General features: G+C 76.3%; 13 protein-coding genes and 1 pseudogene. 10 read left to right on the forward strand and 4 right to left on the reverse strand.

Annotated features, from left to right (window positions below):
- Positions 1 to 45 precede the first annotated feature (45 nt).
- The 3 genes from ACYVGT_RS22710 to ACYVGT_RS22720 all read left to right on the forward strand — a co-directional run bounded on the left by ACYVGT_RS22710 (position 46) and on the right by ACYVGT_RS22720 (position 5,049).
- Entirely contained in the window at positions 46 to 3,042 is a 2,997-nt protein-coding gene (locus ACYVGT_RS22710; RefSeq protein ID WP_460861974.1) for an FAD-binding and (Fe-S)-binding domain-containing protein, read from the forward strand.
- A 68-nt stretch (positions 3,043 to 3,110) separates the two neighbouring features.
- A complete protein-coding gene (locus ACYVGT_RS22715; RefSeq protein ID WP_460861978.1) occupies positions 3,111 to 3,851 on the forward strand; it encodes a GntR family transcriptional regulator in 741 nt (246 codons plus the stop codon).
- A gap of 538 nt (positions 3,852 to 4,389) precedes the next feature.
- On the forward strand, positions 4,390 to 5,049 hold the full coding sequence (locus tag ACYVGT_RS22720; protein ID WP_460861981.1) for a LysE family translocator: 660 nt from the start codon (positions 4,390 to 4,392) through the stop codon (positions 5,047 to 5,049).
- 6 nt (positions 5,050 to 5,055) lie between these two features.
- On the opposite strand, the gene ACYVGT_RS22725 is transcribed toward ACYVGT_RS22720, so the two are convergent.
- The 3 genes from ACYVGT_RS22725 to ACYVGT_RS22735 form a co-directional block, all read right to left on the reverse strand.
- Complete coding sequence (locus ACYVGT_RS22725) at positions 5,056 to 5,814, reverse strand: SDR family NAD(P)-dependent oxidoreductase (protein ID WP_460861984.1); 759 nt, start codon at positions 5,812 to 5,814, stop codon at positions 5,056 to 5,058.
- Between the two features lie 31 nt (positions 5,815 to 5,845).
- Entirely contained in the window at positions 5,846 to 7,096 is a 1,251-nt protein-coding gene (locus ACYVGT_RS22730) for an MFS transporter (RefSeq protein ID WP_460861987.1), read from the reverse strand.
- 728 nt (positions 7,097 to 7,824) lie between these two features.
- The gene (locus ACYVGT_RS22735) at positions 7,825 to 8,193 is read right to left on the reverse strand and encodes a MerR family transcriptional regulator (protein ID WP_460861989.1); all 369 of its coding nucleotides are present in this window, start codon (positions 8,191 to 8,193) and stop codon (positions 7,825 to 7,827) included.
- A 224-nt stretch (positions 8,194 to 8,417) separates the two neighbouring features.
- On the opposite strand from ACYVGT_RS22735, the gene ACYVGT_RS22740 reads away from it, so the two are divergent.
- The 6 genes from ACYVGT_RS22740 (at position 8,418) to ACYVGT_RS22765 (ending at position 15,136) form a co-directional block, all read left to right on the forward strand.
- Complete coding sequence (locus ACYVGT_RS22740) at positions 8,418 to 9,413, forward strand: ABC transporter substrate-binding protein (RefSeq protein ID WP_460861992.1); 996 nt, start codon at positions 8,418 to 8,420, stop codon at positions 9,411 to 9,413.
- A gap of 82 nt (positions 9,414 to 9,495) precedes the next feature.
- Positions 9,496 to 10,086: a YdeI/OmpD-associated family protein gene (locus ACYVGT_RS22745; RefSeq protein WP_460861996.1), complete on the forward strand. Its 591-nt coding sequence runs from the start codon at positions 9,496 to 9,498 to the stop codon at positions 10,084 to 10,086.
- A 434-nt stretch (positions 10,087 to 10,520) separates the two neighbouring features.
- Positions 10,521 to 11,060 (forward strand): hypothetical protein, encoded by a 540-nt coding sequence (locus ACYVGT_RS22750; protein ID WP_460861998.1) that lies wholly within the window; start codon positions 10,521 to 10,523, stop codon positions 11,058 to 11,060.
- A gap of 141 nt (positions 11,061 to 11,201) precedes the next feature.
- Positions 11,202 to 11,609 carry a hypothetical protein gene (locus ACYVGT_RS22755; RefSeq protein WP_460862002.1) on the forward strand — a complete coding sequence of 136 codons (408 nt, stop codon included), beginning with the start codon at positions 11,202 to 11,204 and terminating at the stop codon, positions 11,607 to 11,609.
- Between the two features lie 198 nt (positions 11,610 to 11,807).
- Entirely contained in the window at positions 11,808 to 13,751 is a 1,944-nt protein-coding gene (locus tag ACYVGT_RS22760; protein ID WP_460862005.1) for a hypothetical protein, read from the forward strand.
- Positions 13,748 to 15,136 carry a hypothetical protein gene (locus tag ACYVGT_RS22765; protein WP_460862008.1) on the forward strand — a complete coding sequence of 463 codons (1,389 nt, stop codon included), beginning with the start codon at positions 13,748 to 13,750 and terminating at the stop codon, positions 15,134 to 15,136. Before ACYVGT_RS22760 ends, ACYVGT_RS22765 begins: the two co-directional genes overlap by 4 nt.
- Positions 15,137 to 15,624: 488 nt before the next feature.
- Here ACYVGT_RS22765 and ACYVGT_RS22770 read toward each other — a convergent pair whose 3' ends face one another.
- Positions 15,625 to 15,855 (reverse strand): hypothetical protein, encoded by a 231-nt coding sequence (locus ACYVGT_RS22770; RefSeq protein ID WP_460862011.1) that lies wholly within the window; start codon positions 15,853 to 15,855, stop codon positions 15,625 to 15,627.
- A 128-nt stretch (positions 15,856 to 15,983) separates the two neighbouring features.
- On the opposite strand from ACYVGT_RS22770, the pseudogene ACYVGT_RS22775 reads away from it, so the two are divergent.
- A pseudogene (locus ACYVGT_RS22775) lies at positions 15,984 to 16,259 on the forward strand (helix-turn-helix domain-containing protein); the annotation flags it as partial.
- Between the last annotated feature and the right edge of the window lie 19 nt (positions 16,260 to 16,278).

Below are 16,278 nucleotides of genomic sequence, written 5' to 3' on the forward strand. Positions count from 1 at the left end.
GCCCGCGCCGAGGCGACCAGGAGCGACCCCAGGAGGGCCCACCCCATGACCCTGTCTATCGGAACCGAGGCCCCCGGCGCCGAGCGCGCCGGATTCGCGCCGGGCGGGTTCGCCGCGGCCGAGGACGCCGAGCGCGCCGGCGAAGTGCGCGAGCTGCTCCGCCGCTCCGGCGTCGCCGACACCCGGTTCGACGCGCAGACCCGGCACCTCTATTCGCGCGACGCCAGCATGTACACCATCCCGCCGCTGGGCGTGGTGCTGCCGCGGGACGCCGACGAGGTCGCGGCCGCCGTCGAGGCGGCGCGCGCGGTCGGCGCCACCGTCACCGCCCGCGGCGCCGGCACCAGCCTCGCCGGTCAGACCATCGGCGCCGGCCTCGTCGTCGACATGTCCCGGTACATGAGCGCGATCCGCTCGCTCGACCCGGAGGCGCGCACCGCCGTCGTCCAGCCGGGCGTGGTGCAGGACCAGCTCAACGCGGCTGCCGCCGAGCACGGCCTGATGTTCGGGCCGGACACCTCCACCAGCAACCGCGCCACCGTCGGCGGCATGATCGGCAACAACTCCGCGGGCAGCGGGTCGCTGCGCTACGGCATGACCATCGACCACGTCCGCGCGCTCGATGCGGTCCTGTCGGACGCCTCGCGCGCGCGGCTGGAGCCGCTCGACGCCGCGGCGCGCGCCGCCAAGGCCGCGGCGCCCGGCCGCGAGGGGGAGATCTACCGGGGCCTGGAGCGCATCCTCGCCGAGGACGCCGATGCCATCGCCACCGGCTTCCCCGAGTTCTGGCGCCGGGCCGGCGGCTACCGGCTGGACCGGCTCGCCGCCGGCGGCCCCGGTATGGACCTCGCCAAGTTCACCGTCGGCGCGGAGGGCACCCTGGTGCTCACCACCGAGGCCGAGGTGGACCTGGTCGCCAAACCCGCGCACACCGTCATCGCGGTCGGCCACTTCACCTCGACCGCCGACGCCATCGCCGCCACCACCGACGCGCTCGCCTTCGACCCGGACGCGGTCGAGCTGATGGACCGCACCATCCTCGACCTGTCCCGGCAGCGGATCGAGTACGCCTCGCTCGGCGACATCCTCGAAGGGGACCCGGACGCCCTCCTCTTCGTGTCCTTCCGCGGCGGCGACCGCGCCGAGCTCGCCGACCGGCTGCAGCGCCTCGCCGCCGCCTGGAAGTCCGCCGGGCACGGCTACCACACACTGCAGGCCGTCACCCCGGCCGAGCAGTCGGCGCTGCTGAAGGTCCGCAAGTCCAGCCTCGGCCTGCTGATGGCGGCCGGCAGCGGCACCCGCCGCCCGCTCGCCTTCGTCGAGGACACCGCGGTGGCCCCCGAGCACCTCGCCGAGTACACCGGCCGGTTCGCCGGCATCCTCGACAAGCACGGCATGGAGGCCGGCTTCTACGGCCACTGCTCGGTCGGCTGCCTGCACATCCGGCCCTTCGTCGACCTGGCCCAGCCCGGGGAGGCGGAGAAGATGCGCGCGGTCGCCGAAGAGGTGAAGGACCTCGTCGCCGAGTACGGCGGCGTCAACTCCTCCGAGCACGGCGACGGGCTGGCGCGCAGCGAGTTCAACCGCGACCTGTTCGGCCCCGACCTGTACGCCGCCATGCAGCGGGTCAAGCAGCTCTTCGACCCGGACGGCACGCTCAACCCCGGCAAGATCGTCGACGCCCCGCCGATGACCGAGCACCTGCGCGACGCCGAGCCGGTCGAGCCCGGACCGCTCCGCACCCGCCTCTCCTTCGAGGTGGTGGGCGGCATGCGCGGCGCCGCCGACCGGTGCATGAACATCGGCCTGTGCCGGAAGAGCCAGAGCGGCACGATGTGCCCCTCCTACATCGCCACCCGCGACGAGGAGCACGCCACCCGCGGCCGGGCGAACGCCCTGGTGCAGGCGCTGTCCTCGGCCGACCCGAAGGCCGCGCTGGGCGAGGAGCGGCTGCACGAGTCGCTCGACCTGTGCCTGATGTGCAAGGCGTGCAAGAGCGAGTGCCCGCTCGGCGTGGACATGGCGAAGCTGAAGAGCGAGGCCCTGTCCCACCACCACGACGTGCACGGGGTGCCGCTGCGCTCCCGCATCTTCGGGTCGGTGCGCGCCCTGTACCGGCTGGGCTCGGCCACCGCGCCGCTGAGCGGCCTGCCCAACCGGATCCCGCTGCTGCGCCGGCTGGTCGAGCGCACCGTGGGCATCACCGCGCAGCGCCCGCTGCCCACCTTCACCCGCGCCAACCTCGTCCGCTGGTTCCGCCGCCGCGGCGCCCCCGAGCCCGGGAGTGCGGCGCCGGCCGGCACGCTGACCTTCCTCGCCGACTCCTTCGCGACCTACACCGAGCCCGGCATCGGCCGCGCGGCCATCGGCCTGCTGGAGCGGGCCGGCTGGGACGTGCGGCTGGAGAGCCGCGGCTGCTGCGGCCGCTCCAGCCTGTCCAAGGGGCTGGTCGACGACGCGAAGAAGAAGGCCGGCCACCTCGTGGGGCTGCTCTCCGAAGGCCCCGCCGCGCAGGGGCCGATCGTCGGATGCGAACCGTCCTGCGTGCTGACGCTCGCCGACGAGGCCGACTCGCTGCTGCCCGGTGACGACCGGGTGGCCGGCGTCGCCGACCGCGTCCAGCAGGTCGAGGAGCTGCTCACCGAGGCGATCGACAGCGGACGGCTCACCCTGTCCGACGCCGGCTGGCCGGCCGGGCGCCGCATCCTCTTCCACGGCCACTGCCACCAGAAGGCCGAGGTCGGCACTGCGGCGACCGTCGCCCTGCTGCGCCGCATCCCCGGCGCCGAGGTCGTGGAGCTCGACGCGGGCTGCTGCGGCATGGCCGGCTCGTTCGGCTTCGAGGCCGAGCACTATGCGACGTCCATGCAGGTCGGCGCCGACCGGCTGTTCCCCGCGATCGAAGCGGAGCCCGAAGACACCGTCGTCGCCGCGACCGGAGTCTCCTGCCGGCAGCAGATCGGGCACGGCACCGAGCGCCGCTCCTGGCACCCGGTGGAACTGGTCGCCGCCTGCGCCGCGCCCGCCGGGGGCCGGTCGTGACCTCCGGGCGCAGCGGCGAGAATGGGGCGCAAGGGCGCAGTGGACGCGCCGCCAGCGGAGGAGGGGCAGTGGACCGGATCGTCAAGCCGCCGAGCATGGTGGAGCTTGCCGCGCGCTCGGTGCGCCGGATGATCCTCGGCGGCGAGCTCTGCCCGGGTGACCGCGTGGTGGAGAACCGGCTCACCCAGCAGCTCGGTATCAGCCGGCCGCCGCTGCGCGAGGCGCTGCGCCGCCTCGAGCACGAGGGCCTGATCCGCCAGACGCCGCACAAGGGCGCCATCGTCACGCCGCTCACCCTGCACGACGTGTACGAGATCATGACGCTGCGCCACCACCTGGAGGACATGGCCGTCGGGCTCGGTGTCCCGGTCACCGAGCCGGAGCGGCTGGAGCGCTGCTGGGACGCCCTGCGCGGCATGGAGCGGGCCGCCGACGACCGCGATGAGGCCGGGCTGAGCGAGCACAAGCTGGCGTTCCACACCGCCGTCGTGGGCCTGGCCGGGCACCGGCGGCTGGAGGAGACGTATGCGTCGCTGCAGTTGCAGATGCAGCTATGCATGGCGCTCAACCGGCAGGCGCGGGCGCACCGCAACGAGACACTGGCCGCCAACGTCCTGCGCCACCGCCGGCTGCTCCGCGTCATCGAGCAGGGCGACCCGGCCGCCGTCCGCGGCGAACTCGCCCGGCACGGCGACCAGACCTTCCTCGACGACCTCCCCGGCCCCCTCGAACCGGGCTCGGACCAGGCGCTCCGCTGGCTCGAATCGGTCCGCTCGCCGCGCGGCGCCACCAAGCCGGCCGACGCCTAGCCGCCCTCCGGCCGGGGCTGCGCCGCACAGGGGCCGCTCCGGCCGGAGGGCGGCGGGCCGCTGCCCCGGCGGGTCCGCACCGCAGCGTTCGCGCCTGGGCCGACCGCGATCTGCGGCGGAGCAGCGGGGCCGCGCCGGACCGGACGTGCATCCGCACCCGGTCCGCCGGGAGCTGAGCCTGCCGCCGGTCCGGAGCCCGGCGGACGGGACCGGTCCGGCGCGTGCCGGGCCGGCCCGGGTCTGCGGCCGCGAGGCGGTCTCCGCCCGTGCCGGCGCCCTCCGGTGCACGTGCGGAGATCCGGCGGCACAGTCAGGAGAGGCCGCGGGGGCCCGGGCAGGATGGCGACCGGTGCTCCGAAGGGGCCGGGAGGGGTGCCGGCTCCGGTGCCGCACCGGCGCGCGGCGCAGGGCTGCGGCAGCGCCCCCCGCTGCGCGCCGCCGCACGTCTCCTCAGTGTCCTCAGGGCCTCCCGCGGGAGGGCGCGGAGACCGGTCCGGTGGAGCCGGGCCGGCCGCTGTCGGCTCATAGGATGTCCGGTATGGATCCCCACCTCCTCCTCGCCGCTGTGACGGCGACCCTGCTGATCAGCATTGCTCCAGGCCCCGACCTGCTGTTCGTCCTGGCGAACGGGGTCAGCGGCGGGCGCCGGGCGGGCGTGGTGGCCGCACTGGGCATGTCGGCCGGGCTGCTCGTGCACAGCGTCGCCGCCGCGTTCGGGCTGGGCCTGCTCGTCCAGGCCGCTCCCGGCGCGCTGACGGTGGTCCGCATCGCCGGCGCCGTCGTCCTCCTGTTCATGGCGGTCACGACGTGGCGCGGCGCGCGCCAGCACATCCGGGAGCGCCCGGCCGGCGGTGCAGCGGCCGCGGCGCCGGCGCTGCCGCGCCGCTCCCTGCGGCGCACTTTCGTCCTCGCGCTGCTGACCAACCTGGCCAACCCGAAGGTGATCCTGTTCTTCCTCGCCTTCATGCCGCAGTTCGCCACCACCGGGTCGCACGCCTGGCCGATGACGGTCCAGATGCTGGTCCTCGGCCTGCTCTTCGTGGTGCTGGCGCTGGCCGTCGACGGCACCGCCGGCCTGCTCTCCGGGACGCTCTCCGAGCGCATCGCCGCCCGGCCGGGCTTCCGCGCCTGGATGGACCGCGCCTCCGCCGCGGTCTTCGGCGCCCTCGGCGCCCGGCTCGTCCTCGACGTGCGCTGAGCGCCGTCAGCCCAGGCCGCCGGCCACCCGGATGGTCTGGCCGGTGACCCAGCCGGCGTCCGGGCCGGCCAGGAAGACGACCACGGCCGCGATGTCGTCCGGCGTGCCCAGCCGGCCCAGCGGGGTGCGCGGCACGACGGCGGCGGCCACGTCGACGCCCGGGTTGTTGCCGTGCAGCAGCGCGGTGTCGGTGGCGCCCGGGGCGACGCAGTTCACCGTGATGCCGCGCGGGCCGAGCTCGTGCGCGGCGCCCGCCGCGAACTGCTCCACCGCGGACTTGCTCGCGGCGTGCACGGCCGCCGCGGCGGTCGCCGCGGAGGTGTTGAGCGTCGAGACGTTGACGATCCGCCCGCCGTCGCGCAGCCGCCCGGCCGCCGCACGCATCAGCTCGAACACCGCGCGCGCATTGACGTCCATGATCGCGTCGTAGCCGGCGTCGGAGAGGGACCCGATCGGGCGGGGCACGGTGTCTGAGCCCGCGTTGTTGACGAGGATGTCGACGCCGCCCAGGTGCTCCTCCGCGGCCGCGAACAGCTCGGTGCCCGCGCCCCGCCGCGCCAGGTCGGTGCGGATCCCGCGGGCCGGCGCTCCCGCGGCGGCGGTTGACGCCTCGACGTCCGCCGCGGCTTCGGCGCCGCTGCGGAAGCAGAAGACCACGCTGGCCCCTTCGCCCGCCATCCGCTCCACCACCGCCCGCCCGATCCCGCGCGAACCGCCGGTGACCAGCGCCGTCCGGTGCCGCTGCCGCCCGCTCTGTGCTGCCATGGCAGCACGCTCCCCCGCGGGGCTCGGCAGGTCAATCCCCGCTGCCCCGGCCCGATGCGGCCGGATACCGGTGCACCGACACCGCCATCACCCCGAGCGCCGCCACGACGGCCGTTCCGGCGACGGCCAGTGCGGCGACCCCGCCGCCATAGGCGACGGCCGCCCCGCCGAGGGCTCCCGCCGCGGCCACGCCGATGTAGAGCGCGCTGGTGGTGAGCGCGACCGCCTCCGTGCCGGCGTCCCCGGCCAGCCGCAGCGCCCGCGTGTTCATCGGCGGGTTGAACGCCCAGCCGCCGAACCCCCACACCGCGAGCACCGCCGCGACCGCGCCCGCGGGGGCCGCGCCGCCGCCGGCGAGCCCGATGCCGAGCAGCCCGAGCGTTGCCGCCAGCAGCACGCCGAAGGCGGCGAGCAGCGCCCGGTCGGCGCCCCAGCGGTCGGTCGCCGCCCCGCCGGCGAACGTGCCCGCCGCGGCGGCCGCGCCGGCGAGGGCGATGAAGCCGGCCAGCGCGGGCCCGCCGGCGCCGCTCAGGTCGCGCACGATCGGCGCGATGTAGGTGAAGGTGAGCAGGCCCCCGGTCGCTCCGACCGCGGTGCCCGCCGCGCAGCTCAGCACGGCGGGCTGCGCGAGGATGCGGAGCCGCGCCGCCGTCCCGGACGCGCCCGGGGGCGCCGGAAGGGGCGGAAGGAGCAGGGCGAGGCCGGCGGCCACCGCGAGGGCGGCGAGCGCCACCGCGCCGAAGGCCGCCCGCCAGCCGAAGGCGCCGCCGATCAGCGTGCCCGCCGGGACCCCGGCGAGCAGGGCGATGGTCAGCCCGGCGCCGACGGCCGCGATGGCGCGTCCGGTCCGCTCCGGCGCCGACAGGCGCTCGGCCGTGCCGAACAGCGCGGGCGTGACCGCGGCCGCGGACGCCGCGGCCAGCACCCGCAGACCGAGCACCGCAGCGTACCCGGGTGCGGCGAGCACCGCGGCGTTGGCGGCGGCGAAGAGCAGCATGCCGGAGATGAGGACGCGGCGGCGCGGCAGCCGGGCGGTGAGTACCGCGGCGGCCGGCGCGGCGGCCGCGTAGGTCAGCGAGAAGACCGTCACCAGCTGGCCGGCTGCTCCTTCGCCCACCCGCAGGTCGCCGGCGATCTCCGGCAGCAGGCCGGCCACCAGGAAGTCGTCGGTGCCGATCACGAACGCCGCGGCGAGGAGGCAGAGCAGCCAGCCGGGCCGCGCGGTCGCATCTGGAGGGGGAACCGCGCCGAGAGGGGCGCGGGCCGTGTCGTTGTCAGCCATGGCGGGACGCTAGGGGCCTGACACGGGTGGCAAGGTCAAGTGCGGGCGCGTGACGTGCTGCGGCGACAGACGGGCGGGATCGGGCTTGGTCCCGCGCCGACCTGCACGGAAGCCGCGACCGGCCGGCTCGTGTTCGGAAGGCGGGCGCGGCGGGCGCGCCCACCTCCCACGCAGTGGGGGACGCCCCTGCCCGACATGCCGAATCGTTGCTCTCGCCACCGGAAAGCGTCCCGGCCTACACCGCGCCCATCCCCGCGGACGGCATCAGCAGTAGGCTGGCCGCCCCCAGCGGCAGAGGCGCCTCGGTATCCCGTAGCGCCGCAGCAGCAGCCGGTTGCGCGTGAACGCCGGAACGCGAAAGAGCAGCCGGAGGAACACCGCGCTGGCGACGGGGACCAGCACCCCGTCCCGGAAGATGTCGGCCGGGCCCAGCCGAGCGGTCGGGCACCCCGTGCAGCAGTACTCCCAGCGGCCTCAGAGCCGCCCGGCCGAGGACTCCCCGGGCCGCGCTGAGGAGGACGGCCAGGAGCCGGCCGCACACAATCGAGCGGCGCATTGCGCGGTCCGCTCTCTGCCTCTGCTCCCGCCGGGATGGACCGGACCCGCTTCCTCCTGATTGCGCCTGCGCCGCGCCGAGTGCCGCCCGCCCGATCGGCGGGAGCCTCGTCGGCGTGTCGACTGCCCCCCGTTCTGGGGAGCGTACGCGCGGCGCCGGAGCAGCGCCCGCGTCAGGGCGCGACGGAGCGGGCCACCTCGGCGGTGTGCCGGGCCAGCCGGTCGCGGACCCGCTGGAGCCGGGCCAGGCGCTCTTCGACGGCGGCGAGGCGGTGGTGTGCGGTGTCCAGCTCGGCCGCGCAGCGGGGGCCCTCGTCCAGCGGAGCGTCCAGGCAGCCGTCGGCGGCATAGCCGCGGATGCCGTCCAGGGTGAGGCCGACGTCGAGCAGGTCGCGGATGTTGGCCGCGCGGACGGCGGCGCGCTCGTCGTAGCGGCGGTAGCCGCTGCCGTCCCGCTCGGGTGAGAGGAGGCCGGCCTTCTCGTAGTGGCGCAGGGACCGCGGACTGACACCGACCTGTTCGGCGAGCTCCCCGATGAGCATGTGCACCCTCCTCGTCTGCGCCCTGACGCGCACCGTGCCTATGGACCACCAGCTGCGCCGCCGGCCCGGCTATTCCCGGCCGCCGCGGCCGGTGTCGGCCGGCGACACCCCGGACGGTGCCGGCGCGGACTGTTCACGGAGGCGATGGTTAGGTTAGCGTTGCCTAAGTTGAACCCCGGCCGGTTGGCCGCGCTCCCTCCCACCCCCTGCTCCAAGGAGTTGCCGTGCCCCTCCTCCGCCGCGCCGCCGTCCTCGCCTGCGCCCTGCTGCCGGCCGCAGCGCTGGGCGCCTGCACGTCCGGCACTGCCGACCCCGACGCGGAGGGGGAGGTGCGCACGGTCGAGGGCGCCAACGGCGCCGTCGACGTCCCCGCGGCCCCGGAGCGCGTCGCCGTGCTGTGGCGGCCCACCCTCTCGGCAGCGGTCCGGCTCGGCGCCGAGGTGGTCGGGACCGCCGGCGAGCCCGGCGGCGACGGCGGCCTCGCCCCGTTCCTGCCCGAGGACGCCGACCCGTCCGCCTACCCGGTCGTCTCCGCCTCAGCGGCCGAGGACGAGATCGACCTGGAGCTGGTCGGCGCCGCGCGGCCCGATGTCATCATCGGCGTGCAGACCGAGAGCGGCGCGCAGGCCGACCTGCTGCCCGAGCTGGAGGCGATCGCCCCCACCGTCCTGCTCGAATGGACCGGGACGCAGTCCTGGCGCGGCCACCTGGCCGAGGTCGCCGAGGTGCTCGGCACCGAGGAGGAGGCCGCCGAAGCCGAGGAGGAGTACACCGGCGCGGTCGCCGCGGCGCAGGAGCGCATCGAGGAGTCCGGTTCCGCGCCGTCGGAGACGGAGCTGTCCCTGCTGCGCCTGCAGAGCGCCCAGGAGATCCGGATCGAGACCCCCGATTCGTTCTCCGGCGGCATCGCCGACGACATCGGGCTGGCCCGCCCCGACGGGCACGCCAAGCCCGAAGGCGGCCCGGACTTCATCACCGAAAGCTACGAGAACCTGGAGCGCGCGGACGCCGACGCCGTCGTCGCCATGTCCGGCAGCGGCTACCCCGACGCCCCCGACACCTTCACCGGCGGCGTCTGGGACCAGCTCGGAGCCGTACAGGACGACCGCATCTACGCCGCCGACTACGACGTCTGGGGCGCCTCCAACCACTACGCCGCGCTGCGCGTCGCGGACGAACTCGCCGCAATCGCCGCCGGTGACGCGGAGCCGGCCGTGTGAGCGGTGCCCGCCGCCGCGGGGTGTCGGTGCTCCGCGGGAGAATGGCGGTACCGGCGCGGTGCCGGGGTGCGGAGGAGGCGGAATGGCTGACGAGGAGCCGCTCGTCGTGGCGGACACGGCGGAGTGGCGGGCGTGGCTGGACGCCAACGAGGACGGATCCGACGGGGTCTGGCTGGTGCTGGCGAAGAAGGGCACCACGGCGCCCACAACGCTGACCTACGCCCAGGCGCTCGACGAGGCGCTGTGCAGCGGCTGGATCGACGGGCAGAAGCGCCGCGGCGACTCCGGCACCTTCCACCAGCGGTTCACCCCGCGGCGCCGCGCGTCGGTCTGGTCGCAGCGCAACACCGAGATCATCGCGCGGCTGGCCGCCGAGGGCCGGATCCGGGCGCGCGGCCAGGCGGAGGTCGACCGCGCCAAGGCCGACGGCCGCTGGGAGCGCGCCTACGGCGGCTCCGCAACCGCGGAGATCCCGCCGGAGCTCGCCGACGCGCTCGCCGCCGCGCCGGCGGCAGGACCGCTCTTCGACGGCCTCGACGCCACCAACCGGTACGCCTTCATCCACCGGGTCCAGACCGCGGTGCGCCCTGAGGTCCGGACCGCCCGCGCCGAGCGCCTGGTCGACCGCCTGCTGCGCGGCGAGACGCCGCACCCGCGCCCGCCGCAGAAGTAGCGGCGGGCCGGCCCCGGGCCGGCGCGTGCCGAGCCGTACTGCACGGAATCCGGAGCGCCCCGCGCGCGAACGCGGCGGCCGGAGGCTGCGGCGGGCCCGCGTCGTGAGGGCACCCGCCCGGCCGAGTACACCCACCGCGCCGCGCCCCGGCGCTGCCGATGCGCTGCCCCCGCTCGCACCCGTGCACCGGGAATTCCCGGTGCGTCGCGGTGCAGCGGGCCCGCCCGCTCGCTGCACCGCGCTGCCGGCCGGCCCGCCCGCCGGGTGGAGCGGCGGGCAGCGGCCCCGGGCCGGCCGCAAGCGGTTTGCGGAAACCCGACCGCAGTCGGCCAGCGAGCGAGAAGCTCCCTCCCGGTCCTGGTCAGAAGGCTACGTTCCCCTCATCTGAGCGGCGCGGCCCTGCTTCGCGGAGCCGTGCGGAGACGGAGGTGCGAATGGAGCAGCAGCTGCCCGCGGCGGTCACCACCGCGGCGGTCGAGCACGGGCTGGGGGAGCACGTGGCCGAGCGCCGCGGGGCGGGGAAGGGCAGTAGGACCCTCACCGGGTGCGGTGGGGCAGTTGCCTGCCTGGTCGGGATGGGGGCCGTCGCGAGCTGGTTCGACGGCGTCGACGACTTCTCCCTGGGCCACAGCCTGCTCCGCGCGCTCGTCACAGCGCTGCTCTTCGCCGCGTTGGCGCTGGGCGTGTGGGGACTGAAGGCGCCGTTCATCGCCACCCGCACCGTCTACCTGCACGACGGCGGGCTGGTCTCCGCGAAGGGGCGCCGGATCGCCGCGCACGCCTGGGACGACGTCGACCGAATGGAAGCCGTGCTGGACAAGGGCCAGGGCTCCGAGGGGAAGGTCGCCGGCTACCAGGTGTTCCCCCGATCAGGGGAACCGGTGCTGGTGCCGCTCGTGCTCACGGGTGAGCGCGACGCGCTGGTCGACCGGATCGCGGCCGAGCTCCGCACCCGCGGGCGCCCGATCCGCTAGGGCGTAGGTGGACACCTGTCCACCCTGCCCTGGGCGCCCGCCACCCGGGCGGCGGCAGAGCGCCCGCGCATATGCCACCGAACACGCCACCGATTTCGGGCCGCCGCCGCGAGCCCGCGGCGCCCCCGTCAGGAGCACACCATGAATGCGGACCGGCCACTGCCCGGAGACCCCCGCCCCCAGGACCCCGCCACCCCCTCTCCGGCTCCGGCGCCTCCCTCCCCGGCCGGGGACGGAGGCGCCGGAGCCGGAGCACCCGGAGGCGCCCAGCACCCACCCGGACCCGGTGGTGCCGGGGACTGCCGTGCGGAGGCGGCCGAGGAGCCCCCGCCCTACCAGGTCGCAACGCCCGAGCAGAAGGAGATCTGGGAGACGAAGGGCCAGCGCGCCGTCGGTTTCGGCATCGCCTGGGCGCTGGGCGGGCTCGGCGTCAGCTTCACCACCTATGCGGCCGCGGCCGACGGCGGCGTCTACCTCCTCGCGTGGGGGCCCGTCGTGTACGGCGCGTACCGCATCATCAGCGGGGTTCTCCTGCTCCGCAAGGCCTGAGGCGGCGCCGGGCCGTACCGCACCAGAGCCGGCCGCCCCCCCCGTACGGCGCGGCCGACCGGGGCACCGTGCACCGGAGGGCGGCCTCCCCGGGTGCGGGCGCCCCAGCCGAACCGTGTCCTTGCTGCGACCACGGTGGAACGGTCGGTCCTCTACCGTCGTCTGATCCGCGGTGTGCGGTGCGAAAGGGGACTACCGGTGCGAACGGGGCGGTGGAGGGCGGCACTGTGCGGTGCGCTCATCGCGGTGTGCGGCGCGGCGGCGCCTGCGGCGGCTGAGCCCGCCGCCCAGGTGCAGGATCCGCGGGACGCGGCGGAGGCCGCGCGGCAGGCCGTCGGCCACGCTCCGGAGTCCTACGAGGAGTACCTGGCCGAGGAGCTCTCCGCCCAGCCCGCCGACGGCGCCGTCGTCGTCGGCGGCGAGCTCGGCGGCAGCTACGACACGGCGGCGCTGGAGGAGCAGCTGCACGAGCGCTTCGCCCCGCTCGGCGTCGACTACCAGGTGGTCGCGGCCGACTGGCGGCGCGTCGACCTCGCCGTCGTCGCCGACCGGGTGGACCGCGATGCGCTGTACGTGCTGCTCGACCACGGCTGGATCGAGGCGCACGAGCGCGGCGTCTCCGCCGGCGCGGAGGATGCCGCCCGCGCCGCGAGCGAGCAGGTGCCGACCGGGGACCGGCGCGCCACCGCCCTCGTCGACGTGTTCGCCGCGGAGCTCGACGGCGGCGCCGCCGGGGCGGACGGCGCCGCACCGGCTGCCCACGGGAGTGAATGGACGTATCTGCTGCCCGGGCCGCTGCGCCTGGACCTCTCCTATGAGGGCGACGCCGAGCGGTTCGGCAGAGTCGTGGGCGCCGTGGCCGGGGTCGCGGCCGTCGGCGCCTTCCTGGGCTTTCTGCGGTCCCGCCGGACGGTGCTGTTCTGCGTGCTGGGCGCGGTCCCGGTGGCGCTGGCCGCGGGCGGGGCGGTCCTCGTGTACAAGGCCGACACCGCGCAGGCCGAGGCGGACGCGGCGGTGTTCGCCGCGTCGGAGGAGGACCCGGTCTACCGCGGACTCGACCCCGGCTACACCGACGATCCGCCCTACGTTCCCGACACCGCGCGCCTCGATGCGGCCGCCGCAGACCTCGCCGCGTCCCGGATCCACGTGGCTCCCGCGGCGGCCGGGACGCTGACCGCAGACGAGGCCGCCGGCCTCGCCGCGAGCGCCGCCGAAGCCGGCGCGTTCGTCGTCGTCTCCCCGGTGGACCCGGTCAACGAGTCCGGCGGCGACCCCGAGCTGTACCTGCACGCACTGCACGCCGTGCACGGCCAGGACGGCACCTACCTGGTGGTGCGCCCGGACTCCGGCACTGCCCGGATCGACGGCGAGGTGTTCGGATCCGAGTACGACTCCTGGGAGTTCCGCGACGTCCTCTGGGAGATCGAGGCCAGCGATGCCGCTGCAGCGGCATCGGCCGGCCTCGACGCGGCCGCGGACATCCCCGGCGGCTACGACACCGCTGATCCGCCGACCCTGCCGGAACCGCTGGAGCCCGACCTGGACACCGACTCCACCGGCGCCTACGCCCTCGCCGCGCTGGGCGCCCTGGTATTCGGCGGTGCAGTCGCGGCAGCAGCGGCGGCCGCCGGGAGCAAGCTCCTGGGCCGGAACGCTCCCGGCGCGGGGGAGAACCCGCTCGGCGGTCCGGCCCCGCGCACGCCCGGCCGGCGCGCGCTGGAGCGGATGCTCGACACCGAACTCGAACGGCTGCGCACCGCCGTCGAGGAGGCGCCCGACAAGCGCCGCGCCCGCGCCGCCGACGCCCTCGACGCCGTACTGCTGCTCGCCGCGGCCGAGCCCGACACCGACGACCTGGTGGGGCTGGTCCTGCTGGCGCGGCGCGGTGTGCTCGCCGCCGGCGGCGACCCGGCAGCAACCGCCGCGGTCTGCAGTGCGAATCCGCTGCACGGGGCGGTGCACCCGGCGGCGGGCCGGAAGGCCGCCGCGAAGGTGTGCCCGGCCTGCAAGGACGGGACGCCGAGCCGCCTGGAGCTGTCCGGAGACCGCGGGTCCCTGGAGTTCTGGACGCGGTACTCCTACGGCACCGACATCTCCGCCACGGCACAGGCCGTCCGCGCCCGACTGGGGGTCTCCCGATGACCGCGCTCCCGCACCTCGCCCGCGCCGCCTGCACTGCGCTGTGCTCCCTGGCCCTGCTCGGCGCCGCTGCCGGCCCGGCCGGAGCAGCCCTGGCGGCCGCCCCGGCGATCGCGGAGCCGGCCGCCGGCGCCGCAACCGCAGCGGAGGGGCAGGGGGCCGATCCCGGCGAGGCCCCGGGCACGCAGGAGATCGCCGATGCCCTGGCCGAGGACCCCGTCTACGCCGCGCCCGCCTACGCCTCCGTCTTCACCGGTGACCAGGCCGCTGACCTGAGCGCGCGCATCGCCGAGTACGACCGCCCCCTCTACGTCATCGTGGTGCCGCTGATCGCCGGCGACGCCTGGGGCGGCGACCGCCGCGCGCTCGCCGCCGCCGTCCACAGCCGCATGCCCGACAGCGCCCTCGACGGCGGCGCCGCCCACTACCTCGTCTCCGACGGCTCGCTGCTGGGCGGCTACGACTTCGGGCCCGGATCCGAACCCGAAGGGACGGGCCCCGCCTACTACGCGGCGAGCGCAGCCTCCTACCAGACCGAATACGACACCCCGATCGCCACCGGAGCCGCCCTCGCCGTGGACATCCTGGTCGACGAGGACCCCGAGGCCGCCCACCAGGAGGCGATGGAGGAGTACGGCAGCTCGCCCTACCTCTACGGCCCCCTGCCCTGGATCGCCGGCGGGGCGGCGCTCCTCCTGCTCGCCGGCGGCGGCGTGTTCCTGGCCGTGCTGCTGCGGCGGCGCCGCCGGGCGGCCGACCGCCGGGCCGAGCTGCGCACCGCGCCGCTGCGCACCAAGCTCGCCAACGCCGACTCAGCCCACCTCGATGAGCTGTCCCGGCTCGCCGACGACGCGCTGAGCACCCTCGGCATGCAGATCGCCGAGGCCCGGCCGCGTCCCGGCGACGCCGATGCCGCGGCGGCCCTGGAGTCCGCCCTGGAGGCCCGCGCTGCGGCCGCCAAGGCGCACGAGATGGCCGGCGACGGTATCGCGGACCTCGCCGACGCGGCCGGCGCGCTCGTCCTGATCGACCTCGCCGAGTTCGACCTGCAGCGCGCGGTCTCCGGCCGCCGCTCCGGCAAGCGCCCCCGGCACTGCTACGCCAACCCGCTGCACGGCACCGGGACCGCCGACCGCGACTGGCGCGCGCTCGGCAGCGCCCGCTCCGTCCGCGTCCCGCTCTGCGCCGACTGCTCCCGCGCCGTCCGCAACTTCGCCGCCCCGGCCGCCCTCCTCGTCGAGCACGACGGCCGCGACGTCCCCTACTACACCGTGCCGGCCGAACAGAGTGTCTGGTCCGCCACCGGCTTCGGCACCCTCCGCTCCGACCTCGTCGCCCGGATCCTCCGCGGCGACCTGCGCCGCACCGCGGAGCAGCAGGGAGACTGACCGCCGCCGGAGCCGGCCGTGGCCGGGGCCCGGTCCCGGCCACCGCCGGCGCTCGGCAGAGCGCGAACGCGGTCGCGGACCGCGCTCCGCAGCGGCGGGCTCCGGTCACTGCGTCCGGTGATGCGCCCACCGCAGCGGCTGCGGCGCCGCTGACCCGGAGGGAGCCGGACGCCGGCCGTTTCCGGTGCCGCGCGCTGCGCGCGCCCTCCGGAGGTGCCGGCTCCGCAGCGGAGCGGGCGGGCTGTACGCCTGCCGGCGGGGCCGTGCCGCGCCCCGTCACTGCCGGGCCGCACCGGAACGGCCGGCATGCGGGGCGGCCGCGGTGCAGCCGCCGCAGACCTGCCGAGTTCGCGGCGGCATGCCGTAGCCGGGCGGCGGCGCGCGTTCCTCTATACCCCCCGCGGAGCGCTGCCCCTCCTGACCGTCCAGGGCGGTTGCTGCCGCACGCGGACTGCGCGGGGGCGTCCGGGTCGCTGCACCGGGCGGTGTCACCGCGGCCGACCGGACCGCCGCACGCGGTCCTCGACCGGTGCACCGCCCGCGGCAGCCGCGCTGTCCGGGCCCGGGACGCCGCCGGCGCCCCGGCCGGCCTCTGCGTCGGCGCACCGCCACGGCCCCGCGGAAGCGACCTCCTGCGCCTCGATGACCCTTCCGTCTTCCAGGAGCCACACGATGACGTGGAGCTGGCTGCGGACGGCGCGCTCCCGTTCCGGGGGCATCGCATCGGGGTACCCCGCCGGGGAGGCGCCAGCGGGTGCCAAGTGCTGCTCGCGAGCCGCGCGCATCGCCGCTGACCGGAGTAGGAACCGGGCAAGGCCCCGGATGGTTCGACGTGCGCCGCGCATGGATGAACTCCCCTCCCGCCCGCCGTCGCCGGGCGCCTAGGGAGGATTCTGAGGGGGCGGCCGGGCGATCTGGCTTGCAGTTTCGCGAAGGGAGACGGGCAACAGTGAAGGCGGATGGATACGGCGGGGTCGAGGTGCGCGATCTGGCGCTGTTCACCGCGGTGGTGGACGGCGGCTCGATTACGGCCGGAGCTGAGCAGTGCCGCCTCTCGCTCTCGGCGGCCAGCGTGCGGATCACCGCCCTGGAGCGGCGCTTCGGCCTGCGGCTGCTGGAGCGCGGCCGCCGGGGGGGTGCGC

This window comes from Nocardiopsis coralliicola (assembly GCF_054779695.1).